Annotated in this window: 29 protein-coding genes and 1 pseudogene; 22 read left to right on the top strand and 8 right to left on the bottom strand. The window is 43.0% G+C overall.

Annotation, left to right across the window (positions count from 1 at the left end; all coding sequences use genetic code 11):
- On the top strand, positions 1-1229 hold a 1229-nt coding region (locus F8S12_RS32685), incomplete at its 5' end, for a tetratricopeptide repeat protein (RefSeq protein ID WP_196520428.1).
- Positions 1230-1247: 18 nt separating this feature from the next.
- On the opposite strand, the gene F8S12_RS32680 is transcribed toward F8S12_RS32685, so the two are convergent.
- The 4 genes from F8S12_RS32680 to F8S12_RS32665 all read right to left on the bottom strand — a co-directional run bounded on the left by F8S12_RS32680 (position 1248) and on the right by F8S12_RS32665 (position 5174).
- A complete protein-coding gene (locus F8S12_RS32680; protein WP_196520427.1) occupies positions 1248-1736 on the bottom strand; it encodes a helix-turn-helix domain-containing protein in 489 nt (162 codons plus the stop codon).
- A 280-nt stretch (positions 1737-2016) separates the two neighbouring features.
- Positions 2017-3099, bottom strand: a complete 1083-nt coding sequence (locus F8S12_RS32675) for an alpha-hydroxy acid oxidase (RefSeq protein ID WP_196520426.1) — start codon at positions 3097-3099, stop codon at positions 2017-2019.
- 67 nt (positions 3100-3166) lie between these two features.
- A complete protein-coding gene (locus F8S12_RS32670; protein ID WP_230968428.1) occupies positions 3167-4033 on the bottom strand; it encodes an aminotransferase class IV in 867 nt (288 codons plus the stop codon).
- A gap of 514 nt (positions 4034-4547) precedes the next feature.
- Positions 4548-5174: a lamin tail domain-containing protein gene (locus tag F8S12_RS32665; protein ID WP_230968427.1), complete on the bottom strand. Its 627-nt coding sequence runs from the start codon at positions 5172-5174 to the stop codon at positions 4548-4550.
- 1006 nt (positions 5175-6180) lie between these two features.
- Between F8S12_RS32665 and F8S12_RS32660 the strand changes: the two are divergent.
- A pseudogene (locus F8S12_RS32660) lies at positions 6181-7002 on the top strand (DUF3131 domain-containing protein); the annotation flags it as partial.
- 138 nt (positions 7003-7140) lie between these two features.
- Here the strand turns inward: F8S12_RS32660 and F8S12_RS32655 are convergent.
- Both F8S12_RS32655 and F8S12_RS32650 read right to left on the bottom strand, forming a co-directional pair.
- Complete coding sequence (locus F8S12_RS32655; protein ID WP_196520424.1) at positions 7141-7731, bottom strand: peptidase M15; 591 nt, start codon at positions 7729-7731, stop codon at positions 7141-7143.
- 53 nt (positions 7732-7784) lie between these two features.
- On the bottom strand, positions 7785-8420 hold the full coding sequence (locus tag F8S12_RS32650) for a type I restriction enzyme HsdR N-terminal domain-containing protein (protein ID WP_196520423.1): 636 nt from the start codon (positions 8418-8420) through the stop codon (positions 7785-7787).
- Between the two features lie 218 nt (positions 8421-8638).
- Between F8S12_RS32650 and F8S12_RS32645 the strand changes: the two genes are divergently transcribed.
- The 7 genes from F8S12_RS32645 (at position 8639) to F8S12_RS32615 (ending at position 12497) form a co-directional block, all read left to right on the top strand.
- Positions 8639-8776, top strand: a complete 138-nt coding sequence (locus F8S12_RS32645) for a hypothetical protein (RefSeq protein ID WP_196520431.1) — start codon at positions 8639-8641, stop codon at positions 8774-8776.
- A gap of 66 nt (positions 8777-8842) precedes the next feature.
- A complete protein-coding gene (locus F8S12_RS32640) occupies positions 8843-9844 on the top strand; it encodes an ABC transporter substrate-binding protein (RefSeq protein WP_230968426.1) in 1002 nt (333 codons plus the stop codon).
- Positions 9845-9956: 112 nt separating this feature from the next.
- Complete coding sequence (locus F8S12_RS32635; protein WP_196520422.1) at positions 9957-10319, top strand: hypothetical protein; 363 nt, start codon at positions 9957-9959, stop codon at positions 10317-10319.
- Positions 10320-10459: 140 nt separating this feature from the next.
- Complete coding sequence (locus F8S12_RS32630) at positions 10460-10966, top strand: ATP-binding cassette domain-containing protein (RefSeq protein WP_331001473.1); 507 nt, start codon at positions 10460-10462, stop codon at positions 10964-10966.
- A complete protein-coding gene (locus F8S12_RS41235) occupies positions 10930-11406 on the top strand; it encodes an ATP-binding cassette domain-containing protein (RefSeq protein WP_230968425.1) in 477 nt (158 codons plus the stop codon). Before F8S12_RS32630 ends, F8S12_RS41235 begins: the two co-directional genes overlap by 37 nt.
- Positions 11394-12050, top strand: coding sequence for an ABC transporter permease (locus tag F8S12_RS32620; protein WP_331001472.1), 657 nt, complete (start codon positions 11394-11396; stop codon positions 12048-12050). Before F8S12_RS41235 ends, F8S12_RS32620 begins: the two co-directional genes overlap by 13 nt.
- Positions 12051-12056: 6 nt before the next feature.
- Positions 12057-12497 (top strand): ABC transporter permease, encoded by a 441-nt coding sequence (locus F8S12_RS32615; protein WP_196520420.1) that lies wholly within the window; start codon positions 12057-12059, stop codon positions 12495-12497.
- A 193-nt stretch (positions 12498-12690) separates the two neighbouring features.
- Here F8S12_RS32615 and F8S12_RS32610 read toward each other — a convergent pair whose 3' ends face one another.
- Positions 12691-13791, bottom strand: a complete 1101-nt coding sequence (locus tag F8S12_RS32610; RefSeq protein WP_230968424.1) for an RNA-guided endonuclease InsQ/TnpB family protein — start codon at positions 13789-13791, stop codon at positions 12691-12693.
- 63 nt (positions 13792-13854) lie between these two features.
- Here F8S12_RS32610 and F8S12_RS32605 point away from each other — a divergent pair, with 63 nt between their 5' ends.
- The 13 genes from F8S12_RS32605 to F8S12_RS32550 all read left to right on the top strand — a co-directional run bounded on the left by F8S12_RS32605 (position 13855) and on the right by F8S12_RS32550 (position 25186).
- On the top strand, positions 13855-14622 hold the full coding sequence (locus F8S12_RS32605) for a sugar-binding domain-containing protein (protein ID WP_196520419.1): 768 nt from the start codon (positions 13855-13857) through the stop codon (positions 14620-14622).
- Positions 14601-15701 carry a galactose-1-phosphate uridylyltransferase gene (galT, locus tag F8S12_RS32600; RefSeq protein WP_196520418.1) on the top strand — a complete coding sequence of 367 codons (1101 nt, stop codon included), beginning with the start codon at positions 14601-14603 and terminating at the stop codon, positions 15699-15701. Before F8S12_RS32605 ends, galT begins: the two co-directional genes overlap by 22 nt.
- 92 nt (positions 15702-15793) lie before the next feature.
- Positions 15794-15991: a hypothetical protein gene (locus F8S12_RS32595; RefSeq protein WP_196520417.1), complete on the top strand. Its 198-nt coding sequence runs from the start codon at positions 15794-15796 to the stop codon at positions 15989-15991.
- A 124-nt stretch (positions 15992-16115) separates the two neighbouring features.
- Positions 16116-16742, top strand: coding sequence for a hypothetical protein (locus tag F8S12_RS32590; RefSeq protein ID WP_196520416.1), 627 nt, complete (start codon positions 16116-16118; stop codon positions 16740-16742).
- Positions 16739-18184: a 7-cyano-7-deazaguanine synthase gene (locus tag F8S12_RS32585; protein ID WP_196520415.1), complete on the top strand. Its 1446-nt coding sequence runs from the start codon at positions 16739-16741 to the stop codon at positions 18182-18184. The genes F8S12_RS32590 and F8S12_RS32585 overlap by 4 nt, the downstream gene beginning before the upstream one ends.
- Positions 18185-18195: 11 nt before the next feature.
- Positions 18196-19404 (top strand): XRE family transcriptional regulator, encoded by a 1209-nt coding sequence (locus tag F8S12_RS32580; RefSeq protein WP_196520414.1) that lies wholly within the window; start codon positions 18196-18198, stop codon positions 19402-19404.
- Positions 19405-19413: 9 nt separating this feature from the next.
- Positions 19414-19962, top strand: a complete 549-nt coding sequence (locus tag F8S12_RS32575; protein ID WP_196520413.1) for a hypothetical protein — start codon at positions 19414-19416, stop codon at positions 19960-19962.
- A gap of 116 nt (positions 19963-20078) precedes the next feature.
- The gene (locus F8S12_RS32570) at positions 20079-20960 is read left to right on the top strand and encodes a M24 family metallopeptidase (protein WP_230968423.1); all 882 of its coding nucleotides are present in this window, start codon (positions 20079-20081) and stop codon (positions 20958-20960) included.
- Between the two features lie 38 nt (positions 20961-20998).
- Positions 20999-21166 (top strand): hypothetical protein, encoded by a 168-nt coding sequence (locus F8S12_RS41230; protein ID WP_230968422.1) that lies wholly within the window; start codon positions 20999-21001, stop codon positions 21164-21166.
- A 5-nt stretch (positions 21167-21171) separates the two neighbouring features.
- Positions 21172-22251, top strand: coding sequence for a galactokinase (gene galK / locus F8S12_RS32565; protein WP_196520412.1), 1080 nt, complete (start codon positions 21172-21174; stop codon positions 22249-22251).
- Positions 22241-22417: a hypothetical protein gene (locus tag F8S12_RS41225; protein ID WP_230968421.1), complete on the top strand. Its 177-nt coding sequence runs from the start codon at positions 22241-22243 to the stop codon at positions 22415-22417. The genes galK and F8S12_RS41225 overlap by 11 nt, the downstream gene beginning before the upstream one ends.
- A 589-nt stretch (positions 22418-23006) precedes the next feature.
- On the top strand, positions 23007-23816 hold the full coding sequence (locus F8S12_RS32555; protein ID WP_196520411.1) for a phytanoyl-CoA dioxygenase family protein: 810 nt from the start codon (positions 23007-23009) through the stop codon (positions 23814-23816).
- A gap of 353 nt (positions 23817-24169) precedes the next feature.
- Positions 24170-25186, top strand: a complete 1017-nt coding sequence (locus F8S12_RS32550) for a glycoside hydrolase family 43 protein (protein ID WP_196520410.1) — start codon at positions 24170-24172, stop codon at positions 25184-25186.
- Here F8S12_RS32550 and F8S12_RS32545 read toward each other — a convergent pair.
- Positions 25180-25662, bottom strand: a complete 483-nt coding sequence (locus tag F8S12_RS32545; RefSeq protein ID WP_196520409.1) for a DUF4383 domain-containing protein — start codon at positions 25660-25662, stop codon at positions 25180-25182. The two genes, F8S12_RS32550 and F8S12_RS32545, sit on opposite strands and share 7 nt — an antisense overlap.
- Positions 25663-25952 lie beyond the last annotated feature (290 nt).

The following is a 25952-nucleotide window of genomic DNA, read 5'->3' as shown; positions in this document are numbered from 1 at the left end:
AACAAATCGGCGATCGCGCAGGTGTTGGCACTACCTTCAACAACATTGGCGGAATTTATGACAGTCTCGGACAGTACCCAAAAGCCTTGGAGTTCTTTCAGCAAGCTTTAGCCATTCGTCAACAAATCAGCGATCGCTCTGGCGTTGGAGAAAGCATCAACAATATTGGCTTGATTTACTCCCGTCTCGGACAGTACCCGAAAGCCTTGGAGTTCTATCAGCAAGCTTTAGCCATTATTAAACCAATCGGCGAGCGCTCTGGCGTTGGCAATACCCTCAACAACATTGGCTTTATTTATTCCCATCTCGGACAGTACCCGAAAGCCTTGGAGTTCTATCAGCAAGCTTTAGCTATTCGTGAAAAAATCGGCGATCGCTCTGGCGTTGGAGAAAGCATCAACAATATTGGCTTGATTTACTCCCGTCTCGGACAGTACCCGAAAGCCTTGGAGTTCTATCAGCAAGCTTTAGCCATTATTAAACCAATCGGCGATCGCTCTAAGGAAGGCACTACCCTCAACAACGTTGGCGGAACTTACTATAATTTGAAACAGTACGTCAATGCGGAAAGAAACCTACTAGCCGCCGTTGAAATTTGGGAATCCCTGCGACCTGGATTAACTGATGAAAGTAAAATCTCCATCTTTGATACTCAAGAATTCACTTACCGACTTCTACAATTAGCCTTAGTTGCTCAACAGAAGACTAATCAGGCGCTAGAAGTAGCTGAAAGGGGACGAGCAAAAGCATTTATTGAGTTATTAGCATCCCGCTTATCCCCCGATCTGCAACAGCAGAATCTTGAATCTCTGCAAAAAAAATTCATTATCAATCTTGAGCAAATCAAACAAATTGCCCGAACGCAAAATGCCTCTGTGGTTGAATACTCCATAGTTTCCGATGAAGACCTCTATATTTGGGTCGTCCAGCCTACAGGTAAGGTAGAGTTTCGCTCCATTGCTCTGAAAAAATCTTTAAACACCTCTCTAGCAAAGCTTGTTACTAGCAGCCGTGAGTCCATTGGTGTTAGAGGACGTGCAAGTATTGAGATAGAGCCTGTAGATGATACAGCAGAGCAAAAAAAACAATTACAACAACTACACAAGTTACTTATTGATCCCATCGCCAACCTCCTTCCCAATGACCCAAACTCTCACGTCATTTTCATTCCTCAAGGTGAATTACACACCAGTATCGTATTTTTCGACTGTGTTCACTCGCTGGAATGAAGTGTTTTTTAATGGTTTCTAGGGTCTGCGGTAGTTTTTTTTAAATTCTTCTTCCGCTTCTGCATCATGTTTTATCCCCACTGGTCTTGGCACTTTTAGCTTTGCTTTCATTTTATAATGCACAGTATCATGTACCACTTTGTATGAAACTTCTATCCCCTCCAAGGCTTCTAAATGTCTCCGAATTTCTTCATAACTTTTGAATCCTTCTGGTTGCTCTAGTTCTTTTTCTAATTTCTCTCTGACTTCTTTTGTTATAAGTGGTGGTCTTCCTGTGCTTTTTCTCTCTAATAATAGATTACTAATTCCACCTTCTCTATATAATCTTAACCACCTCTGTAACGTAATTCTTTTTCTTGCCAATATTTTGACCAATTCTGCTATGCTTTTTACTTGTTTACTTTTTAATAGATATAACGCTTGCACTCTTTCTTTTCCTGATGCTGTTTTTTGTTCACTCAGCATTTTATACAATTCTTCTTGTGATTCCTTTATCTCTAATTTCATACACCCTGGCTACCTTATTCGTTTTTTACTTATTCTTTTTGGTATATCATACTTTCCGTGAATTGGTATTACTCATCATCAAGTTTTTGACTTTCCGAAGATATTTATGTATGATGTATGATTCATTTTTTTCACCAAAACAGTGCTGAGTGCCGAGTAACGAGTGCTGAGTAAAAAGTAAAATTAATTGCACTCAGCATATAGGAGAATTTCTGCGTCGGTGCATTGTTGAAATTATGCTCCAACCATTTGGATGTTAAACGTTACTTGATGACAAAGCTTAAACCTTCTTGATTAAACTTACGTCAATCTCTTGTATCGTTCTACAGCCACTTAATGCCATTGCAATCCCTAACTCATCACGTAATATTTCTAGCACATGCCTAACACCAGTTTCTCCGGCCACAGATAATCCCCACAATACGGGACGGCCAATCAAAATGGCCTTTGCACCTAATGCTAAAGCTTTCAAAACATCAGTACCACGCCGAAAACCACTATCTACTAATACGTCTACTCTATCTCCGATCGCAGCAACAACATCACTTAAAGCGTCGATGGTAGCGATCGCACCATCTAGTTGCCGACCTCCATGATTGGATACAATTACTGCCTGGACTCCATGTTCCACCGCTCGCACTGCATCATCTGCTCGTAAAATTCCTTTAACTACCAGAGGTAGATTAGTTTGCGATCGCAGCCAATCAATATCTTTCCACGTTAATCCTGGATCGAATTGTTGAGCTACATAGGCAAATACACCTGATTCCCCGACTGTTTCGGGAATTTTGCGGCCAGATAAATTCGCTAATTCCAAACCAGATGGCAAAGTAAACTGATTTTGCCGATCCCTTTCTCTACATCCCAACACTGGTACGTCCACTGTCAGGCATAAGGCATTGAAACCAGCAGCTTCCGCCCTTTGAACTAAAGCACGCGTCAGAGAGCGATCGCGATGAATATAGAGTTGGAACCACAAATGATGGAAATTTTCATTTTTAACTGCGGCCACTTCCTCTAAACTTTTGGTTGACATGGTGCTAATAACCATTCCTGCACCTAATGCAGCAGCAGATCTGGCAGTTGCTAGTTCCCCTTCTGCATCTGCTAAACACTGAAATGCCATAGGTGCAATTAATATCGGTATATCTAGCTGTTGTCCTAATATTGTTGTGCTTAAGTTCTGTTGACTGACATCCACTAACATCCGAGGACAAAGCTTGTAGCGTTCAAAAGCACGTCGGTTGTCGAGCAACGTTACCTCATCCCAAGCACCACTGGCGTAGTAATCTAATACCATTTGAGACAGTCGTTGCTTTGCGAGAGATTCGTAATCAAAAAGATTGATGAGTTTGGGATTCATTAATTAGTGACTGTATTGAAAAAGAGTGTAATAAGACTGCATGTTTTCTTTATCAATGATTGTCCGTCTATTGATGGGTAACTTCACGAAATTCCTTTAATAATTTTAAAAATATTGGATGTTTTGACGAATTCCAATATTCCGTTTCCAGCCTATCAATAGGTCTTAACTCCATGAGAGTAGATGCTAAGAAAGCCCCTGCAAAATTGAATACCTCAGGAATTTTTACATCTCGCTCTATGACTTCAATGCCTAAAGATTTTGCCAGGTCTATGATTGTGAAACGAGTAATCCCAGGGAAAATATCAGGGTCAAGAGAGGGAGTAATAATACTATTTTCATCAAGAAAAAATAAGTTAGCAGCTGATGCCTCTAAAATTTTGCCTTCTCTGTTAGTCATCAGACCGTCATCAAAACCTGCTTGCTTTGCAGCCTGCCGAACTAAATAACTGTTGACATAAGTTCCTCCTACCTTCCAAGCCACAGGAATTGCACGGCTGGAAACGCGCTCTACTGGAGAAATATGACAACTAAGAGGCTGATCCACATTTCGGGGAGCGATAACACCAAAGATAGCTACATCTACAGGCATCTCTTCACTGCCGGTGACGTTAATTTGAGGACTAGGACGATAAACAATCGGACGAATATAGTAGTTAGTGGGAGGAATTTTTTTGAGCAGTAATTCAACTCCTAAACTTAATTCGTCTTCAAACCATAAAAAGTCTAGCCCCATATGCTTTGAACCATGACGAAGACGTTGAAAATGTTCGCTCATGCGATGAATATAGTAATGGTCGTTATTCCAATAGGCCATCATACCGTCAAAAACAGAAATCCCTAAATGAAGGGAGTGGCTGGCAATTGACGGTGCAGCTTGCTCTAACTGGACGATGCGACCATTGTGCCAGGCTAATTGTGTAGGCTCAAACATCACGAAGGTTACTCCTAAAGAAGTTACATCTAACTTAGCTATTTTCTAAATCTGCATTGTTTTTCTCTATAAGAAAGATGCAAGTGTTCAACTATTTAGCTAGTATCTGAACATGAGTTTATAGCACCAGAGTATGATAATTACCTATAATTTGGGGAAGTCTCTACCTGGACTGGTAACTTGCGCTGACTTTTGCCGTTAAGTCGTGAAACAAGGAAATAGCAAGGGTTTAACCCTATATATTATCCCTCTTCTGTCACTTCCGATTATTTTGAATAAAAGAATAAAAAAAGAAAATCCTGAAAGGTAAGTAGGGTAATGGATGTAGAATTACAAATCTTGAAACATTCGGCAAGAGATGCTTACCCAACAGTTGCCACCATAGATGAATATTGTACAGAGTATAAAGCTTTTAAGTTTTTTTAAATACAGCATTTGATAAATAAAATTATTTAATTGTACTTGCAAATAAGGTGATTTGACACCCAATTTTTATTACCTTATCTATAACTCCTTATGTTTTCTGTTTTCTAGATATTTCATTGGCATCAGCGCCAACGACTTTAGGACTTTCAAAGCCGCTTGATGCTAGCCAGCCACCTTCATATCCTCGCTGTCCTTTGATTGGCTCTCCGTCGGAAAATAGATACCGTTTTGTCTCTTGATTTTCAATGAAAACAGATTTGTTTAGTAGCTCCTTGATATTTGCATCTGTACTTTGATTTTCGACAACTCTGTCTACGGCTGATGCCTTCTCGTTAGCAGTGGTTGTTTTTGTGAAATTGCCTTTGCTGTCATAGGCTAAACCCGATACTAAATTTCCTTGAGCATCTAAAAGTCTGACCTCATCTCCTGAATCTTTCCAAAGGCATATACCGCTACCGCAACTAAAGCCGCCTGACTCTGGATGTACCTCATTTGTATAAACCCGCACGCTCTGAGTTGGGGCTAATATTGTTCCTTGGGGAAAAGTGAACGCTTTATTGCGTCCTATCCCTGAAGCAATTTGCCAACCAGATACATCGACGGGTGTGTTTTTCTGATTGGTAATCTCAACGTATTCGTCAGATTGAGTTTTCTTGACCTTATTCTTGTAGACAACATTGGTGATTTCTATCTGTGGAGTTTGCTGATTTGTCATATTTTTTACTCAAAATCAATAGTAATAGTCAACTGAGGACTAACGCACTCACTCTATATATGGAGGGCGTTTACTAACACACTCTACTAATTGCGCTCTACTTTCTGCACTCAAATATATTCTTATAGCTATGACCACGATGCAAGGACAGTTAAGACAGTTAAGAAAGTTAAGCAAACATTCAACTAACCTTCATGCAATAGTTTTATTGCCTCATACTAACTTTATAATACCTTTCTTATTATAAAAATCTCTCCATATGGGTCATACCAAAATAGTACGCTTTATTGGTCTAAGCTATGCTATATAAGGACTAGAGCTTTTAAAGCTATTGAACAGTGCCGGAATGATTCAGGTAATTGTCCTTGATGCCAGTGTCATGGAAGCGATCGCACTCTTGCATTTGCCATGTTAGGCAATCGTGCTACTCCTCCCACTTCACCAATACCTCATCTACACATGCAACCCTCCATTGTGGAAACTTCGCCAGCAATTTCTTGATCATTATCACCAATGCCGGATCATTCCAGCACGAGAGCAAGTACTCGAAACCTGAATTCTAGCCTGAATTCGCCGCAAGTTTGAGTTTCTGCATACGCTCCGGTCGCGCATTTGACAAATAGCAACAATTAATGTCCAAATACCTACGCTACAGATTACTCCCAATTGAATCTGTAGGCATTCTAAAATCAACTCAGTGTACAAACTATATCGAGAAACAAAGAAATAACATCTAAAATTATTTGCCATAGGTGGATACTGTAGTTGTAAATGAAAAACTTGCTGCCAAAGAGTTTTATGGCTGCTAGCTGATGTATTTAGCTTGGGATTATGATGCCCACAATATATGCTTGTTAAGACATGACAAAGAAAAAAGGCGTTACTGAACCCAGCGACGATAAAACGTGCCCAAAGCAGAGTGTTAATTAGATTTAAAAATTGGGAAAAATGTATTTGGTGAAATTACGCAAGCAACACTGACTTACAACATGAGGCTTTTATCTGCATGACTTCTGATTTTCAACCGCCACCTAAGAGCTTGTCCATACCAGCTTCTGTCGGAGGAGTAGTTACTGCTGTAATAGCGATCGCAATTTTAAATATTTGGTCTAAGCAACTTTCCAAAACTTCTATAGAAAAAGCTGGAATATCAAAATCCGACACTGCTTCACGACAGTCAGTACAACCGGAAAAAGCCCAACGTCCCCTCTCTGGTGCTAAAGAAGCCGAAATAGTTGCCAGCCTTGATGCGAAATCTGTAGTTTTACCAGGTCAACCCATTCCTAAAAACCAACTAACAGTAGCGATAATTCCATACATTGCTCCTGGAGTTGGAAAACTGACCCCCGAGGAAACAACAACTGCCCGTCAGGCTTGGTCATACTTCCAGCGTAACTGGAACGATGAAAGTGGCTTAGTCAATTCTGTTGATGGCTTTGCCTCTGTAAGTATGTGGGATCAGACAGCAGCGATCGCAGCTTTGGTTAGTGCTAGAGAACTCAATATCGTGCCTGCGGCTGAATTTGAAGCCAAAATGAGCAAAATGTTGAAGACATTAGCATCTATGCCCTTATACAAAGGGGAACTACCTAACAAGGTCTACAATCCAAAAACCCTCGTACCCGTTAATTATGGTCAACTAGAAAAACGCGAAGAAATTGGTTGGTCAGCCATTGATTTAGGGCGGATGGCAATCTGGCTGAAGATTGTCAGAGCAAAGTATCCAGAAATGCGATCGCTTTCTACAGACGTTTGGAAACATTGGCAAGTCAAGCGTCTGACCAAAAATGGACAAATGTACGGTACTGCGGTTATTAAAGGCAAAGAACTGCTGTTCGCATCAATCGGGTGTATTCAGACTCAGTGGAGGAGACGGTCAAAAATCTGTTGCAGTCGTTGGGTAAGCTGAATCGCCCTTATCTAACTGAGTTGGAAGAAAAACTTTTGAGCCTTCTAGAGTCTGAAGTTAAAGTGTAATAGCTAACTGCGTTGCCAACTCTTCATAAAACTGTTTATGTGAACCTGAATAATTTTCTGCACCTAAGCGTGTTAAGTATCCCTTTTTGCTTGTGTAAGGATTAGGGACATAACTGTAAATGTATAGTTTTCTGCATTTGGGATTTTCAGACCAACCAATATTGAACGCAGCATACTTGGGAAAAAAGGTGATTGCATTGTGATAATCAATGCGATCGTGAATCCACCATGCTAAGGCTGTCCAATCGGCAGTTTTCTCATAATAATCAATGAAAGAATTCACAATAATGCAGGCTGTAGCACCCATATAACCTTGAGCGTCTGGAACATCCCAGATATGACCTGCGTAGTTAGATGCATTACTAGCACAATTGTACTGGTTTTTATTTTCTGCACCCTTAGCATTTACGGCAGATGACCGATATCCAGAGCGAATACTGATTCTTCCGAAAGCTTGTTGAATTGGTTCTAAAACTTGTTCACAAAGATTTTTGCCGGAGGCGATCGCCAAATCAGGATTATCTGGTATATTTGGAATCCCTTCAATTTGAGAAATTTCTGAGTGCAGAAAATCACGCATAAAAAAGTTTTTGTTTTTTCAGAAATCAAATCATAGTCCTATATGTAAATAACTTAAGATTCTGTAATAATTCTACCCAAATGCTTGAGGATTCTTAAAACTCCAGATAAATTGTTAAGATATTGCGATCGGGTTGCAAAGAGATCGGAAATACCGTACTGTTTACCCAAGGTTTTGACAAACAAATAGCTGCTACCATTGGCGATCATGCCATACAGAGGTTGTTCTGGGTTGGGATGAGTCGCCATGTAAGCTAATGTCTGGGGAATCGCTAATTCTAAATCAAAAGTCGTCTTTTTTGACTCAATTAGGACAATCCATAATTTACCTTGCAAAACTAAAATATCAATTCTGCCCCGTAAAATCTCATCATTATCTCCTTGTGCAACAATATCAACGGATACCTCGGTTTTAAATCTGTAAGGTGCTTGATAGAAGCCTGCAAGTTCAAGTAATGGTGACAGCACGACCATTTTGACAGTTTCTTCTAAAAGACTTCCATCTGAGATTTGGTAGAGATAGTTTTGTCTAACTTGCTCTAATCTTGTCTGCTCTGCTTCACTTAAGGGTGGTAAATCTACCATCCATTCGGTAAAAAATTGGCTATCACCACTTAGCCTTAACCCCAGTTTTTCCTCGACTTGGCGAAGGGTGGTAATTTTTTCTGCAATGGCTATGCTTGTGGTCATGGTTAAATTTGCGCTACTTGCCTAATATCAGAATAATTGAATTGAACTTTTAACAGCTACTACGATCAAAGAATTGCTAATTACTAGCAATTATGTGCAGTTAGAAGCCACAAGGTGCATCTAAAATTTGATTAAAAGACTGTTGCCTCCACCTGTATGGATACTCAAACACGCTCTAATTCTCCAGATATCTATTCAATTTTGAATCAAACTCAATAATGAAGCAGTTGTTCTTTCATTCCCTACATTGGTTAATCGAACATCAGCGTTCTATGGGACTAGTTAAGGCAGTGCGTCAACGACCCCGACGCACTGCTGCTATGTCATTTGACATTTGGGGATTTGCTTTAACTTGACACCAATTCTGTGATGTCGGCAAAATCTGAGATAAGCTCAATGTAGCGTTCAGACATGAGTGGGTTATGAAGAATAAAACCTGTTTTGGATGCTTAGGTATCGGAGCCTATATGCCAAATTTCTTGGTATTTAGCACCTACGCTGTGATTACTGTTTCGGCTTTCTCTTTGTCTGGTTGTATACGCGAGAAAACAAAAAAAATTGTCGGATTTTCGCAGACGGAGAACATCGGCCCGTGGCGCATTGCCGAAACGAACAGCATTAAGGAGGAGGCGGCCAAGCGTAAAAAAACTTATGATTTTCTGATGACGGATGCTCAGGGGCAGACATCGAAGCAATTTGCCGACATTGAGGATCTAATCGCCCGACAAGTTGATGTCATATTTCTCGCACCACGTGAGTATGAGGGTCTTACACCCGCCCTGGAAGCAGCGAGAGCGGCAAAAATACCGGTTTTTCTCATCGACCGTGAAGCGGCAGGAAGACCAGGCGAACATTTTGTCAGCTTTCTGGGGTCGGATTTTATCGCCCAAGGCCGCCGCGTTGGCGAATGGCTGGCTAAGGCAAGCAATGGCAAGGCATCCATCGTGGAACTTACCGGAACAGCCGGTTCATCGGTCGCAATTGATCGGGCTAAGGGGTTTCGTAATGCGATCGCCAGTTATCCCAACATGAAAATCATCGCCACGCAGACGGCGGATTTTTCGCGGGCTGCGGCAGTGCGTGTAATGGAAAACATCATCCAGGCAAAGGGTTCCGACATTACCGCAGTGTATGCTCACAACGACGAAATGGCCTTGGGTGCTATCCAGGCTCTCAAATCCGCAGGTATGAAGCCTGGTAAGGATGTGATGGTCGGTTCAATCGATGGTCAGAAAGCCGCGCTTGAGGGGATTATCCGTGGTGAGCTTGGCGTGAGTGTCGAGTCGAACCCGCGTTTTCGCCCGCTTGTTTTCGCCACGATGGAAGAGTATTTTGCTAGTAAGAAAATTCCTCCTAGAATCATTCTCAAGGACAGACTCTTTGACGTGACCAACGCTAAGGATTTTGTAGATGAAGCATACTAATACCAATTCGTAATTCGTAATTAAGAAAGTTTTGAAGATTTGTAGCGACTGTTTTAAAAGTCAAGCGACACCGAACACCCCGTCGTAGACATCGCTTTGTTTGTGGAGATTTATGAAAGCGATGCCCACGGTGGGCTACGCCTACGCACCTCTGTATTTGATTGCGGTGCGACAAAGTTTGAAGTACCTCAACACGATTTTCAAGTACTTCAACACGACTTTTAAGTACCTCAACACGACTTTTAAGTACCTCAACACGACTTTCAAGTACCTCAACACGACTTTCAAGTACCTCAACACGACTTTTAAGTACCTCAACACGACTTTCAAGTACCTCAACACGACTTTTAAGTACCTCAACACGACTTTCAAGTACTTCAACACGACTTTCAAGTACCTCAACACGACTTTTAAGTACCTCAACACGACTTTTAAGTACTTCAACCGAGCAGTATTAGTTCTCACCCTAAAATAGAAAAAAGATAACCTGGAACTATCCTGAGCTTCCACGATGGACAAAAAACATTACTATAGTGCCAAGAGAAGGATCTCCACTATCGGCAATTAAGGCAAAAACTAGGTGAAGCCGATGAATCAGGCGACTAGAAATGTCCTGTGCATGACGGGTATAAAAAAAGTTTTTCCGGCGTGCCAGCGCTCTGGGGGGTGGATTTTGAACTGAAAGCAGGCGAAATTCATGCACTGGTCGGAGAAAATGGCGCTGGCAAATCGACGCTGATTAAGATTATGACGGGGGCTTATCGACGGGACTCAGGTGTTATAGAGTACGACCAGAAAACTATTGCATTCCAGAACCCGACCGAAGCTCAGGCAGCAGGTATCGTAGCCGTCTACCAAGAGATCCAGCTCGTGGATTTCCGAACTGTTGCCGAGAATATTTTTCTGGGCAGGGAGCCGCATCGCTTCGGCATCATTGACAGACGGGCGATGAACGCTAGGGCGGCCGATATCCTAGAGCGCCTGGGGTTGCATATCGACCCGCACTCAGTGGTTGGTTCGCTTAATATTGCCCATCGCCAGATGGTGGCGATCGCCCGCGCGATATCCTTTGGTGCGCGGGTGCCTTGTTCGGGGCTGAACCTCTTGAGGATGGAACTGTAAAACTCGAAGGTAGTCTTTTATCTCTGCGCGATCCTCATGATGCGATCGCTGCTGGGATAGCTTTCCTTTCAGAGGATCGCAAGGCGGACGGCATCATCCCTGAGCTTTCGGTGCGCGAAAACCTTACGCTTGCTGCCCTACCGAACCTTACACAATGGGGCATCGTTTCCAGAAAACAACAGAACGAGCTTGTAGAGCGTTTCATGCAGCGTCTTGATATCAAAGCCGCCAGCGCCGAGCAGAAGATCCACGAACTATCGGGCGGCAATCAGCAAAAGGTGCTTCTGGCACGATGGCTGTGCAAGAATACAAAACTTCTTCTCCTCGATGAGCCAACTCGTGGTATTGATGTTGGTGCAAAGCGCGAGATCCAGCAGCTAATCGCCGAACTAGCAGAGCAAGGGCTAGGAGTTCTGATGATTTCATCTTGTTCGCTTTGAGCGCGGCTCTGTTGGTTGGTCTGATCAATGGCTTTCTGATCTCACGTCTGAAACTTGATGCCTTGATTACCACCTTGGCGGCTCTCATCTTATGGCGTGGGATTGCTCAGGTTGTCGGGGACGGTAAGCTCGTTCCTTTTGTCAATCCAACATTTGAAGCGCTGGGAAAGGGCTATCTCGGTTCTATACCAATTCAAGTTGTAATTGCAGCAGTAGCGATCGCAGGAGCTTTTTTCTGTATCCGCTCTACGCTTTTCGGCCGTCATATCGTTGCAGTCGGCGGCAATGAGGAGGCTGCACGGCTTGCGGGTATCCGGGCGGAGCGTGTGAAATATATAGTCTATATAATTAGCGCTCTGCTTGCCGGGGTTGCCGGACTCGTTGAGACAGCAAGGCTTGGCATGGGCGATCCGAGCAAAATCGGTGTCAACGCGGAATTTGATGCGATCGCGGCTGTTGTTGTTGGCGGTACACCCTTCTCCGGTGGTCGTGCAAATATCCCCGGCACTGTTGTCGGAGCGTTGCTCATGCAGGTGATCTCCACAAGTTTCAATATGCTCCTGATTCCCTTTACCTGGTCATTAGTTTTGAAATCCGTAATCATTCTTTTCGCCATTTTTTTACAGCGTCCGAGGGAGGTTTAACGCGTCATGGCTGCCACAAAGTCTCTTACAATTGCGGGTTTGCGGCGTTTCGCCAAGCTCCTCACCTCCCAGGGCGTGCTGCTCATGCTCCTTAGTTTGGCTGTTTTCGCATCCTTTCGTTATGAAACCTTCCTGACACCTCTTAATCTGATGAATATTATGCGACAGAATAGTATGTTAGCGATCGTGGCGCTGGGCATGACTGTCGTGATTCTGAGTGGAGGAATCGATCTGTCCGTGGGTTCCCTGGTTGCTTTGGGCGGTGTCGTCGCAGCAATGCTGGCCGGACAAGGAAGCTTTGTGGCGATCGCCGCCGGCATTGCTAGCACCACGTTGCTCGGTGTGGTCAATGGTCTTCTTACTTTTGGTTGTGCTTCTTCAGCAGCGTATTATGCAGAGGGGCTGAGTTTATGTTTTTGTAATGTCTCTTGCGATACCAATCATTAGCAGGGTTACTTGATCTCACTAACCATTTATGCAAATCAATTGCACTTGCACTGGCAAACTTGACTTTATCTTCAGAATTGGCGTGGTTGCAGGCGAAAATGCTATCTATCTATCTAGCAATATTCAATTGATGGTTTCGTTATTCCCTTATTTGACATCCTCCCCGCCGTGAACAGTCGGGGATTCCTAAGACTCACGACTTAGGTTTCTGTTTCTTTCCCTTACGGGTTTTTTGCAACTGCCCTTCAGCCTTAAGGATGTCAGGTCTTATGTTCGCTCCACAGACTGAAACTGCGAGTCCCGCAGCCAAAATATTCTTACTTGCGTTAATATCCCTATCATGATGTGTACTGCATTTTGGGCAATCCCACTCTCTGATATTTAAAGGCAGTTTATCTACAATGTGTCCACAATGTCCACATCGCTTAGAACTGGGAAACCATCGATCAATCTTGATGAGTGTTCGACCATACCAATCGCACTTATATTCAATCTGCCTAACTAGTTCACCCCAGCTAGCATCACTAATCGAGAGAGCAAGTTTTTTGTTTTTTACCATATTCTTCACAGCTAAGTCCTCGACAGCAATCGTTTGGTTTTCACGCACCAATCGAGTCGTTAACTTGTGAAGAAAATCGTTTCGGGCATCACTTATTTGGGCATGAACCTTGGCTACTTTTCTACGTGCTTTATGGCGATTGTTAGACCCTTTTTGCTTACGGATTAAAGCTTTTTGCGCTTTACGCAATTTTGCTTTTTTTGCCTTAAAGCTTTTAGGATTAGCAATTTTTTCACCTGTACTCAAGGCAACTAAGCTAGTAATACCCAAGTCAATGCCAACTTGGGTTAAAGATTCAGGTAATTTTTGAATTTCGACATCTACCAACATTGAAACAGTCCAGCGTCCAAAGGGCGACAGTTTTACCGTAATAGTAGATGGTTCTATACGTTGGGGTAGCTGTCGGCTCCAACGAATGTCTAACGCTGTAGGACTTTTAGCAAGAAATATTTGCCCATCTCTAAATTTAAACGCTGCCTTGGTAAATTCAGCATTACCACCGTTATGCTTTTTCTTGAAGTTAGGGTATTTAGCCCGTCCCGCAAAGAAGTTACTAAAGGCTGTTTGCAGATGTCGCAAGCCCTGCTGTAATGGCACACTACTAACATCATTAAGAAATTGCAAATCATCTTGCTTTTTCCAATTAGTCAGCATTGCTGAAGTTTCAATGTAACCAACTCGTTTTTGGTCTTCATACCATGCTTGTGTCCTTGCGGCGAGAGCACCGTAATCCAATATTTAGGTCTGGATTTAATCTATAGCAGGGGTTGATTGAGTTATGGATAGAGAGGAAATTTGATGAAATTGTTACACTTGGAGAATCCAGAGGTTAAATTAGCCTCTAAAACTGATAGTAATTTTGTGGACTTAACAGCAGCACACCCCCGACCATTGTTAAAGCGATCGCACTGGCAAACTTTAAATGGGCAGTGGAAATTTGCATTTGATGACCAAGGAAAATGCATCGAACCCAGCGATTTTAGCCAATGGCCTCATCATATAGAAGTTCCTTATGCGCCCGAATCTACCAAAAGTGGGATTAATGATCGCGGGTTTCATCCAAACTGCTGGTACGAGCGGGAATTTGAAACACCACCAGGGAACGGCAGATTACTGTTACACTTTGGCGCTGTGGACTATCGCGCTCGTGTGTGGGTAAACGATAAATATATAGCCGAGCATGAAGGCGGACACACCTCCTTCAGTCTCGATATTACCCATGCCTTAAATGACAGTGGTACAACAAAGGTAACAGTGTGGGCGCAAGACGATCCGCACGACCTTGGTGGTATCGCTTATGCCCCTCTCGATCAACCTAATGCTGATCAAGCTTGGGGATATGAAAACTGCTCGAATATCTCCGAATTACAAATGAAATACGCTGCTCTGCTCGAAACCGTTAATGACATTGAGCTATTTAGCGGATTCTGTTACACACAATTAACAGATACCTTCCAAGAAGCTAACGGTTTATTGTACGGCGATCGCACGCCGAAATTTCCCATTGAGGCGATCCGCGCTGCAACCCTCTCAGGACAAGGTTTATGTACTCCCACAAGCTGTTAAAGCCCGACGGACGCAAACTCAAGTTATACAGTCGCTACCCAATTACTAGTCAGTTAGAAGCCACTAGCCCTAGTAATGTGCCAGTGCAAGCTAATCCCCACTTGCGCTGGCACCCCTTGCGGGGTGAATGGGTAGCTTATGCTAGTCACCGTCAAGGGCGGACATTCATGCCGCCCCCACAATATAATCCCCTTGCACCTACCACCAACCCGGAGTTTCCTACGGAACTACCCCAAGGTAAGTATGATGTGGCAGTGTTTGATAACCGCTTTCCTTCAATGAGTCTGACAGCAAACAATCCACCTGATACCATCGTGGAGACGTTACCTGCTAATGGAGCCTGTGAGGTAGTGGTTTTTACTCAAGATGCCCGTGCCTCCCTGAGTTCCTTGGAGTTGGATCATCTTGATTTGCTGTTGCAAGTGTGGGGCGATCGCACCCGCGAACTAGGACTAAATCCCGAAATTCAGTACGTGCTACCCTTTGAAAATAAAGGGGTAGAGGTGGGTGTAACATTGCACCATCCCCACGGGCAAATTTACGCCTATCCTTTTATACCGCCTGTTCCGGCGCGGATGCTGTCAATGCAGCAGGAGTATTATAAAGAACATCAACGGGGTTTACTGCAAGACTTGATTCAGAAGGAAATTGCAGACAATCAACGGATTATTTATGAAGATGAGTATGCGATCGCATTTGTCCCAGTCTGCGCTCGTTACCCCTATGAAGTCTGGATTGCACCAAAAGAACCAGTTAGCACTTTTATAGAACTTACCCCTGAACAACGTTGGGGGCTTGCCAAAGCGTTAAAAACTGTCACTCTCAAGTATGACGGTTTATGGAATCGCCCGTTTCCTTACTTGATGGCTTGGTTCCAAGCACCAACTGACGGTTTAGCGCATCCCGAAGCGCATTTACACGCCGAGTTTTTTCCACCATATCGGACAAGCGAAAGGCTGAAGTATCTGGCAGGAACCGAACTTGCAGCCGGGATGTTTGCCAATGATGCTTTACCAGAGGAGAAAGCGAAGGAACTACAAGCTGTGGCTGTAGATATTGAAATGCTGATTTCCGCATAAAGAGAAAATAGGTAAACCAAAATAAGCGCATCCGTCACGAGATGCGCTTATTGTTCAGAAAAAAATCAAAATTCCAATCTACGCAGATTAGTTTGACGGTAGAAAATCCAACATTATCAAGGAAGGCAGGAGGCAGAGGGCAGTTCTTGCTGGAGGAAAACTGCCCTTTGCCTCCTGCCTCCTTCAACGAAGTTGTTGTTGGGTTGCGACTGTTTACACCAACCTGCGATTTTTTTTACCTACGTTTTACTGGCGATCGGGTATTATGGCTGATTTTTCAGACTTTATAGGCTATTTATCTACTGAACTAGAAAACATGACATTTTTAGGATATTATTAATCTTATAAGTTGACATTGTTAGAAATTTCAACTAAGTTCATCATATAAAGGGTTTCAGCGTCGGAGGTCGAACTATGCCTGACGGGGATATATTTCACAGTGGACTTTCGGGACTTTATCAGAAGCCATACCGAATCCTCTGTGAAGGAAAGTTTGAGGGCAACGAATGTGGCAGAATTATCACGAGAGCTTTACTGACCGATATAAAGAAAAAAGGTGCTGATCCTATTTTGTTAGCCAAGCGAATGGGAGATATCCTCGCCCAAGGAATTAAAGATTCTGGCAATAATCAATTTGTGGATTACGCTGATTTAAGTAGAAAGCTTGACAGATTAGCACAACAAACAAACATACCCAATAGAACGAAGTCACTAGTCCTTGATGCGGGTAAAAGCATCCTCCATGATTTGCGTTATGGTCAACGGCTTGATAGCAGCAAGATTCAAGAGCTAGTGATAGAAAGATATATGCAGAAAATATATGTATCAAACTTTGAGGAACGAATACCACTTACTCCTAAGCACCACACCAATGTTGATCAAGTTACCCTGACAGAACGGGTAAATTCACTCCAGCCAGATATATTTTCCCAGTTCAGTCAATGGGCAAACAAGGCGAATATAAATGAGGATGTAGCCAACCTGAAACGAACTCGGCGATCGCAAATCAAAGAGATAGACCTTGAGGAAAATCTGCTATGAACTACCAATCGTCGCTTCAGCAAAAATCTCATGAAAGTGTTTACAACGATTACACTTTGCACTTTCAACCTGTGTCTAATATTGATGGATCTGTGCTATTTATCGATCACTCTCAGGGTAAGGAGCTAAATTTTGGTATTAATGTAGACGATACAGAGTTCAAATATAGAGTTAAGGCAGATTTTCCACCTATTGTTGCCGATCTAATTGACATTGCTGTTGCCATTTATACTTCAGATCGTCTTGCACCTCAAAATCTGACAGAGAAGCAGCGTCGGTTTCATGTGAAATTGCCAGTACGTCATCCAGAATTGCTAGATGCTGAAACATTTCGCACAAAACTAGATGACCTATTGACATGGACTACTGATAGTAAATGGGTTTTCGACTTTCAAAAAAGAATTGCACCAGAACGCCTTGTTGAACATCAATCTCTTCCGATAGCACCCCAAGGATGTGAAGTGACACTATGGAGTGGTGGACTGGATGCCCTAGCAGGTTTGTACACTCGCCTTTTGATGTATCCAGAACAACAGTTCGTGTTGTTTGGAACTGGCAGTAACCATACTATCTATGCCCGCCAGAAAAAAGTATATAGAGAAATTCAATCTATTTTCCCTGGTCGTTGCAATCTTTTCCGTGTCCCAATCCGATTTGATTCTAGTAGTGAGCAGCACAAAAACAAGCTTTCTCGTGCGCGGGGTGTTGTTTTTACTCTCCTTGGTTCTGCGTGTGCGTACCTTATGGGGCAACAGGTTCTTTATCTGTATGAAAACGGAATTGGAGCAATTAACCTTCCATATCGTGAATCGGCTGTAGGACTTGCTCACTCTCGTTCTGTTCATCCTTTGACTTTGCTGATGGTAAGTAATGTTGTTTCTGAGCTTTTAGGAAAGGAGTTTCAGGTAAAAAACCCCTTTCTGTTTTGGACTAAAGCCGAAATGTGCAAATCATTGGCTAACAATGAAAGAGATGACTTGCCATCCTTAACTATTTCTTGTGATAGCCGACATCGCCAGAAGCCGATTCAATGTGGTTACTGCTCTTCTTGTCTTTTAAGGCGACAATCACTAGCCGCCGCTAGCATAAAAGATAGAACTCGTTATGTAGTATTGCATGGAGAGCGTCCAGTTAAAGAGCCAAGCTTATGTTTTCTGAATATGCAGGCACAGGTTCGTACCCTTGACTCTTTGTTTGCTGTCTCAGATGAACCTTGGAAAACTCTGACTAAAAAGTTTCCAATACTGGATGACATAGTTGATCGAACTGCTAAGGCAGAAAATTTATTACCTGTCGATATGCAAGGTCATCTGGTTCAACTTTATCAAAATTATGTTTCCGAATGGAATGCTGTGGAATCACAGATTGCTAACGGACTATTAAACAAACACAGTGATCAGAAGGCATCTAGTAAATACGTAGTCTCATCTCAACAAGGTTGAGGGAAAACATTATGACTACCAACATCCTGGATAACATCGACCTACGGACATTGGGAGAACTCCTACAACAAGCCCGTAAAAAATGTGGCATGACTCAAGCTGATGCAGCCAAGATTATTGATGCTGCACGCACCACTATGATTGCAATTGAGAAAGGAGAACGCCGTCTCAAAGCCAATGAATTGATTAAACTTGCTCGTGCTTACGGACGTTCTGTGAGTGATTTTGTGCGATCGCGTCCAGTTGTCCAACCTTTTGAAGTACAGTTCCGAGCAGTTTATCAACGCAGCCAAGAACAACAAGCAGAAATTGAACCATTTATCCTGCATTTAGAGGAATTATGTCAGAATTACCTAGAACTTGAAAAGATTATGGATTCGCCAATACCGCGAAACTATCCTCTTGAGTATCAAGTAACTGATATGCCAATCAAATCTGCTGCGGAGAGTATAGCAGTGGCAGAACGTCAACGGCTCGGTTTAGGTGATGCTCCTATTCCCCAACTGCGGGACATCCTGGAGCAAGATGTGGGTTTACGTATATTCTATTTGCCGATGCCACAAAAATACTCAGAAGTGTATAGCTATAACGAGCAAGTTGGCGGTTGCATGGCCATCAATGCTAATCACCCAGAGGAGCGAAGACGCTGGTCAATGGCGCATGGATATTTGCATTTTTTGGTACATCGGCAAAAGCCTGAGTTTCACTTTGATGGGCAGTATCAACGGTTTCCTGAAAGTGAGCAATTAGCAGAAACTTTCCCCAAATATTTCCTTATGCCTACGAGTGGCTTGCTTAAGCGGTTTAATGATATGTACCGTACACATGGCAAATTCACTCCGACTAATCTATTTACACTAGCTCATTACTATGGCGTTTCCGTAGAAGCATTAGTTTATCGGTTAGAGGAAATGGAACTTCTACCCTCAGGAACTTGGGAGAAATTACGAGATAGAGGTTTAAAAGTTAGGAAGGTACAGGAGGAACTTGGCTTAGAACAAATCCCACAAAGGATTGATATGATGCCACTCCATTATCAACACCTAGCAATTGAGGCACTAGATCAGGGTTTAATTACTGAAGGGCGTTTTGCTGATTTCCTCTGTGTCGATCGCTTAAAAGCTCGTCGCATCGCCCAAGCATTACGGGAGCATTCAAGCGGAATGATGGAGGAAGATATCGATTTTGATTTGCGTCAAATGCAAACAGGTGGGAAGTGAGGACAATTTATGCAAATTACTCACTCCCACATTCTGCTTGATGCTTGTTGTGTTCTCAACTTTTGTGCATCGGGTCAATTTCTGGCAATCTTGAAATCTCTTCCTGCTGAGGTAGTGGTGACTACAGTTGTCCAAGAGTACGAGTTAAAAACACTCCAAAAGCTGAAGGAAGAGGATAACGATGGTGTGTTTCAGTTTGAGGAAGCTATTAAGCAAGGACTACTGATGGTTGTGGACTTTGAATCAGAACAGGAGGAGGAATCTTTTGTCAACTATGCAGCTATTCTTGATGATGGTGAGTCTGCAACTTGTGCGATCGCTGTTCATCGACAATGGGCGATCGCTACTGACGATAAACGAGCAATTTCATTTCTTAAAAACGAAGCTCCCCATCTTCAAATTTTATCAACCTCAGAGATAATTAAAAATTGGTCAGAACAGCAAAGTATTGACTCTTCAGTATTAAGTCATATACTCAATCAAATTAGAATAAAAGGACATTACGCACCACCAAAAAATGATCCTCTACGAAATTGGTGGCAAAAGTCCTCTGAATAAGCATTCTCCCCATATTAAAAGTATCTGTACCAGGCAACGTCAGTTCAATCCCTCAGACAGACGCAGACAGACCTAGATAAATTTGATAATCATTTGTATCTATCTGTGTTTTTCCTATGAACGAAGAAGTCTCCAAAAAGCTAGAGTTAATCAGGCAAACCTTGCGTGAATCTGAACTGCAAGGCGTGCGTTTGCGTGGTACAGACTGGTTTGCCTGGGCGACGGCTGGCGCTTCTAATACCGTGCTGCTGACTGCTGAAACTGGCGTAGCAGAAGTATTAGTAACTACTCAAGATGCTTGGGTATTGACGGATGAAATTGAAGCCCAGCGTCTTAAAGATGAAGAACTGCCAGCTAATTTTAAGGTATATGTGAACCCTTGGGCTGATTATGCTGCCCGTGAGTCTTTTGTTCGTGATGTAATTGGCGGCGGAATAGCAATTAGCGATCGCCCCATCTCAAATTTAGAACAGCCCTTACCCCAATCTCTGCAATTACACAAACGGGTAATGATGTCAAGTGAATTAGAGCGATATCGCCAAGTCGGGCAGAAAGCCAGCCTTGCAATGACAGAGGTACTCAAAGTTGCCAAGCCAACTTGGACAGAATATCAATTAGCGGGTGCAGGTGCAGAGGCGTTATGGGCGAAAGGATTGCATCCAGCGCTGACACTGGTAGCAGGTGAAAGGCGTTTACCGCTATACCGTCATGCTACACCCACCGGAGAACACATTGGACAGCAAGCAATGCTCGTGTTTTGCGCTAGAGGTTATGGTTTGTATGCAAATCTGACTCGATTTGTTTGTTTTGGTAAGCTTTCAGAGGAACGGGCCGAATTGCATTCCCATGTGCGCGAAATAGAAGCAGTAATTTTGAATTTGTGCCAACCCGGAACCACACTCGATACAGTTTATCACGCCCTAGCTCAGGCTTATGAGCAGCATGGATTTCCCAATGCCATCCGCGAACACACCAGGGAGGAACCACTGGATATTTAGCACGAGAAATCGTAGCAAATCCAACTACTACTGATATTTTGACAGAAGGCATTGCTGTCGCTTGGAATCCCAGTTTAGCAGGGGCAAAGGTTGAAGATACTTTTGTGATTCTCAAGGATGGAAAGTTGGAAAATCTGACTTTTGATTCAAATTTTCCTAATGTTGAGGTAGAAGGAAGGTTACGCCCTGTACCTTTGTACAATTAAAAATTATGGATTTTCAACAAGTATTCGGTAAACCACCTGAAACTCAAGCCAGTGCGCCGGGAAGAGTAAATTTACTAGGCGAACATACCGACTATAATGACGGGTTCGTTCTGCCAACTGCGATTCCTCAATCCACGACAGTACAGCTAGGTTTTAGTAGCGATAGCCAGCATCACTTTTACTCGGAAAATCTCAAGGAGGAAGTGAGCATTTTAGACAATCATACCCCAGCTGGATTTGCCAGTTATATTTTTGGCTGTATTGAGGTTTTGCAAAAAGCAGGACACACAATACCATCGCTTTCTGTGTACGTCAAATCATCGGTTCCTATAGGTTCGGGTTTGTCTAGTAGCGCAGCTTTAGAAGTAGCAACGCTGCGGGCATTACGCCAACTTCTGAACCTTCCCATTGATGATGTTGAAATTGCTCAATTCGCCCAGCAAGCAGAAATTCACTATGCTGGCGTGCAGTGCGGCATCATGGATCAGATGGCTTCTAGCTTGGCTGATACTGAACATATTTTATTTTTAGATACTCGGACTTTAGAACGCCGGGTGATGCCTTTGCCTGACAACGCGGAAATTTTGGTTATTGATAGCGGTGTACCTCGCACACTTGCAAGTAGTGGTTATAACCAGCGCCGATCTGAGTGTGAAGAGGCGGCGCGATCGCTCGGAGTTAAGGCACTACGAGATATTACTGACGCTGAAGCAACAGAAAAACTGCCAGAACCTCTACGGCGGCGTGCCCGTCATGTGGTTACAGAAGATAACCGCGTCTTAGAAGTATTGCAGGGAGTAACATCTGAGCGCTTTGGCGAATTGATGAACGCATCCCACGCCAGTTTGAGAGACGATTACGAAGTGTCTGTACCTGCGCTGGATACATTGGTAGAGATTTTGCAGAAAACAGAAGGAGTGTTTGGTGCAAGACTTACGGGTGCTGGTTTTGGCGGTGCTTGTGTTGCTTTGGTGAAATCAGGCCAGAGCAAAGATATTGCAACCCATATTCTTGAACAATACAAGCAAGCAGGTTACACCGGACAAATTTTGGTTCCTTCCTTGGAGTTAAGTGATGCAGCCTAAAGTTGTTTATGGAAACGCAGCCGTTGAAGGTGTAAATCGTTGGGGATGGTTCATGGGTCACTTTATCACCCCTGAAGACGATCCGCGTTCTACGGAAATGCTAGAAGTAAAATGGGCTGTTCACAAAGCAGGTGAAAGTAGAACTGAATGGGCAGTAAATAACTAAGCTGCGACGCTTTCAATTCTCATTCACGGAGAATTTCGCCTGCAATTTGAAGATAGAGAAATTTTACTATCTCGTGAAGGTGATTATGTTCTTTGGTGTGCAGGTGTGTTCCATTGGTGGGTTGCTGAGTCCGACTGCACGATTCTGACTGTCAGATGGCCTTCAAAGCCAGGTGATAGCGTTGCAATGGCTAGAGGATCAAAGAGTTAATTTGCAAAGTAATTAGGCATAAATAATTTTAATTAATTGTTACGGAGAATTGATATCAGCCACTAATTTTAAAAATAGTGCGCTACTATCGACAAGCAATAAAAAAATCTCCTAGAGGTTATTAATATCACTCTATAGGAATCATATTTGATTTCTAAAAAAATCTCGGTAGTCTTGTAATGGACTGTCATGGCTAAAATGATTGCAAAAAGTAGGTTGGGTGGAGGCTTTGCGTAACCCAACATCCTGATATATGTTGGGTTGCGCTCCGCTCCACCCAACCTACGTCTAACGCACTATTTTGCGTAGACAGTCTACTACGTGCATTTCAAAAATCAAATACTAGTCCTATAGTTATAAGTTAAAGAGGATAAAAAAGATGGTTCAAAGTATAGGCGGTATAGCGAAATATTCAGCTACCGACCTAGACCGATTTGCTCAAGAACTGAATCAAGACGGAATTTGTGTCATTCCTGGTGTTTTTGAGCAAAAATTAATTGACGAGTGGACACAAGCTTTTGAAAAATTATTTCACGAGCGTCAAAATCAACCAGGTGGGTTGGCTCCTCGTGAAATTTCCCGCTACTATCTGACCTTGCCTTGGATTTATCCATTCGCTAATGAATTGGTTTTTGCCAACCCAGTGATTATGGGTGTCCTAGAGCGCGTGTTTTTCCAAGAATACGTGATGGTTCAGATGGGGGTTGATGTCCCATTCCCGGGTTCGGATTATCAGGAAACCCATCGGGACTTTCGCCCATTATTTAGCGATCGCATAGTAACCCCACTTTACGCCCTAGCAGTCAACTTTCCCCTTGTGGAAGTAACCGCAGAAAATGGCCCGTTCCAAATGGCACGCGGTACTCATGTCTTACCGCGTGAAGAAGGATTAGAAAAGGTTGCCAGTGGTGAAATTCCGATGGAATCCTTTTATATGCAGCCTGGTGACGTGATGGTGCGATCGCCTTTAGCACTGCATCGGGGTTCTCCAAATCGGACAAACCACCCAAGACCGATGGTAGTCATGGGCTATGCGATGCATTGGTTGCACACACCAAAGGTAGATTTAACTCTCCCAAAAGACTATTATGAAAGCCTGCCAGAAAAGCTAAAGCAGATGCTACGGTGTCAGCTAGTAGAAAGCTTACCTAAGAACAAAGTCGAAACTTACGTGAGTTTCAAATATTAGTAGTCCTTCAAGGTAACAATGCTTGATAAATAAGTTTGTAGTAAGGACTTTAGTCGAATGGTACTAAGAAAAGCCCAAAGGCTTGTGTCACCTCGTTCCCAGTCTAAGACTGGGAATGTATTCTGAGAGGCTCTGCCTCTCGTCAAGAAAGAGGAGGCGGAGCCTCCCAATAGGATTCCCAGCCTAGAGGCTGGGAACCAGTCAGGGCAAGGGCTGTATCTTAACTTAGTGCCATTCGACTTTAGTCCTTGCTTGATTTAAGCGCTAAAGTCCTCACTACAAAGCAAGCATTCTTAACTTGACTAACCACTAGTGGAAAAAAGATTTTTGTCATTATTCCATAGAGAATTAAGATGCAAACCTATACTAATCCAGTCTACAAAGGTTATTTTGCCGATCCTTTTGTTTGGCAACACGAAGGGGTATATTATGCAATCGGCACTGGCGCAGCAGAAGCAGAAGGAACGATAGATGAAATAGCGGACGCATCAAATGTTAACTCCAATAACAAATCCTGTGTCTTTCCTCTGTTACGCTCTTTCGACTTTGTGAATTGGGATTTTGTTGGTAACGCACTACAACGGCCAGATCCAGCCCTTGGGGATAATTTTTGGGCCCCCGAAGTTGCTTACTGCGATCGCCAGTTTTATCTCTACTACTCAGTGGGGCATGAAGACAAGAATCATCAGTTACGTGTGGCTACAAGTGATACTCCGTTAGGGCCTTATCAAGATGTTGGTGAGCCACTTGTAGATCCAAAATCTTGTCCTTTTGCGATCGATCCACACCCATTCCGGGATGACGATGGACAATGGTATTTGTTTTACGCCCGTGACTTTCTGGATACATCGGATGGGGTGCGTGCTGGCACAGGATTGTTTGTAGATCGCCTCCAAACCATGACTAAACTTGCTGGTGAAGGGAAAGTGGTTTTACGTGCGCGATCCGATTGGCAACGGTTTTTAGCCAACCGTTTGATGTACGGTGAAATTTATGATTGGCATACTTTAGAAGGCCCTTGCGTTCGTAAGCATGGAGGGAAATACTACTGCTTTTATAGTGGTGGACGCTGGGAAACTGAGAACTACGGCGTAGATTATGGCATTGGTGACAACGTAATGGGGCCTTACTCTGATGCAGGTAACGAAACCGGGCCACGGGTGCTAAAGTCTGTTCCTAATTTTGTTAGAGGGCCGGGACATAATTCTATCGTTATTGGGCCAGATGGTAAGACTGAGTATGTTGTCTACCATGCTTGGACGCAAAACATGGATATGCGGCAAATCTGCTTAGATATGCTGATCTGGAAACCAGAAGGGCCATCTTGCAATAGCCCTACATGGACACCGCAGACTATCAGTAACTATTGAAGATTTTGCGATACATTAACACCGCTCACTTTGGCTGGTATAACAACACTGTAGTAGCCAGATGCGATCGCTGCTAATGCATTAAGCAAAACATTGGTACCGAACAATGGCATTAAGCCGAAAAATGTTTTACCCAAAGGCAACAATCCAATGATCGCCAGCAAGGCATAAGAAACTGTAAAACCACGATTGAATAGACGCGCTGTGGTAATATTGTTGTAAGAAGCAATTCCTAGCAATCCTACGGCGCAACGTACAATGTTATGCAAAAAGTTGGTGGGAATTGCACCAAAGATATAACCAAAACCCGCAGAATAAGCACCAGAAGCTTCATTAAGTGGAACAAAAGATTCGTTCGTTCCTGGTAATGAAACCAAAGCTGGTACAAATCCAGCTAAACCTAAAAGTAAATAACTGATTCCGATAGCCAAAGCAACGTAACGCTCGATCATTTTTGCCTGGTTAATGTTTTCCATCTTTTTTATCTTGGGAAGTGTGTAGATGTTTACGAAATAGTCACCGCTAGCTGAGAAATTATGAGAATCTAATTTTTTAATAGATATAAATAGATTCCTTCTATAGCAATCCGATTTGATTTTTGAACTTATCTGGGTAGGCAGGCAAGAGGCAAGAGGCAAGAGGCAACGGGAAAGAATGCTCTTTGATCTGTACGGAGTTTTTTCAGAAATCAAATCATAGTCCTATAGCTGGTTAACTGTCTAAGCAGAATATTTATAATTCAACTTTTTATTTCATATATTTTACT

Source organism: Nostoc sp. WHI, assembly GCF_015714725.1.
GTDB lineage: Bacteria > Cyanobacteriota > Cyanobacteriia > Cyanobacteriales > Nostocaceae > Nostoc.
This window is presented reverse-complemented; position numbering and strand designations above follow the sequence as displayed.

Bases quoted from the DNA above. Each gene is read 5' to 3' on its own strand.
- F8S12_RS32545 (WP_196520409.1), bottom strand. From the start codon at position 25,662: ATGGAAAACATTAACCAGGCAAAAATGATCGAGCGTTACGTTGCTTTG.
- F8S12_RS32590 (WP_196520416.1), top strand. From the start codon at position 16,116: ATGCCTGACGGGGATATATTTCACAGTGGACTTTCGGGACTTTATCAG.
- F8S12_RS32570 (WP_230968423.1), top strand. From the start codon at position 20,079: ATGAACGAAGAAGTCTCCAAAAAGCTAGAGTTAATCAGGCAAACCTTG.
- F8S12_RS32680 (WP_196520427.1), bottom strand. From the start codon at position 1,736: ATGAAATTAGAGATAAAGGAATCACAAGAAGAATTGTATAAAATGCTG.
- F8S12_RS32640 (WP_230968426.1), top strand. From the start codon at position 8,843: ATGAAGAATAAAACCTGTTTTGGATGCTTAGGTATCGGAGCCTATATG.
- F8S12_RS41225 (WP_230968421.1), top strand. From the start codon at position 22,241: ATGCAGCCTAAAGTTGTTTATGGAAACGCAGCCGTTGAAGGTGTAAAT.
- F8S12_RS32585 (WP_196520415.1), top strand. From the start codon at position 16,739: ATGAACTACCAATCGTCGCTTCAGCAAAAATCTCATGAAAGTGTTTAC.
- F8S12_RS32550 (WP_196520410.1), top strand. From the start codon at position 24,170: ATGCAAACCTATACTAATCCAGTCTACAAAGGTTATTTTGCCGATCCT.
- F8S12_RS32650 (WP_196520423.1), bottom strand. From the start codon at position 8,420: ATGACCACAAGCATAGCCATTGCAGAAAAAATTACCACCCTTCGCCAA.
- F8S12_RS32675 (WP_196520426.1), bottom strand. From the start codon at position 3,099: ATGAATCCCAAACTCATCAATCTTTTTGATTACGAATCTCTCGCAAAG.
- F8S12_RS32575 (WP_196520413.1), top strand. From the start codon at position 19,414: ATGCAAATTACTCACTCCCACATTCTGCTTGATGCTTGTTGTGTTCTC.
- F8S12_RS32555 (WP_196520411.1), top strand. From the start codon at position 23,007: ATGGTTCAAAGTATAGGCGGTATAGCGAAATATTCAGCTACCGACCTA.
- galT (WP_196520418.1), top strand. From the start codon at position 14,601: ATGTACTCCCACAAGCTGTTAAAGCCCGACGGACGCAAACTCAAGTTA.
- F8S12_RS32665 (WP_230968427.1), bottom strand. From the start codon at position 5,174: ATGACAAATCAGCAAACTCCACAGATAGAAATCACCAATGTTGTCTAC.
- F8S12_RS32645 (WP_196520431.1), top strand. From the start codon at position 8,639: ATGAAGCAGTTGTTCTTTCATTCCCTACATTGGTTAATCGAACATCAG.
- F8S12_RS32655 (WP_196520424.1), bottom strand. From the start codon at position 7,731: ATGCGTGATTTTCTGCACTCAGAAATTTCTCAAATTGAAGGGATTCCA.
- galK (WP_196520412.1), top strand. From the start codon at position 21,172: ATGGATTTTCAACAAGTATTCGGTAAACCACCTGAAACTCAAGCCAGT.
- F8S12_RS32580 (WP_196520414.1), top strand. From the start codon at position 18,196: ATGACTACCAACATCCTGGATAACATCGACCTACGGACATTGGGAGAA.
- F8S12_RS32605 (WP_196520419.1), top strand. From the start codon at position 13,855: ATGAAATTGTTACACTTGGAGAATCCAGAGGTTAAATTAGCCTCTAAA.
- F8S12_RS32615 (WP_196520420.1), top strand. From the start codon at position 12,057: ATGGCTGCCACAAAGTCTCTTACAATTGCGGGTTTGCGGCGTTTCGCC.
- F8S12_RS32670 (WP_230968428.1), bottom strand. From the start codon at position 4,033: ATGTTTGAGCCTACACAATTAGCCTGGCACAATGGTCGCATCGTCCAG.
- F8S12_RS32635 (WP_196520422.1), top strand. From the start codon at position 9,957: ATGAAAGCGATGCCCACGGTGGGCTACGCCTACGCACCTCTGTATTTG.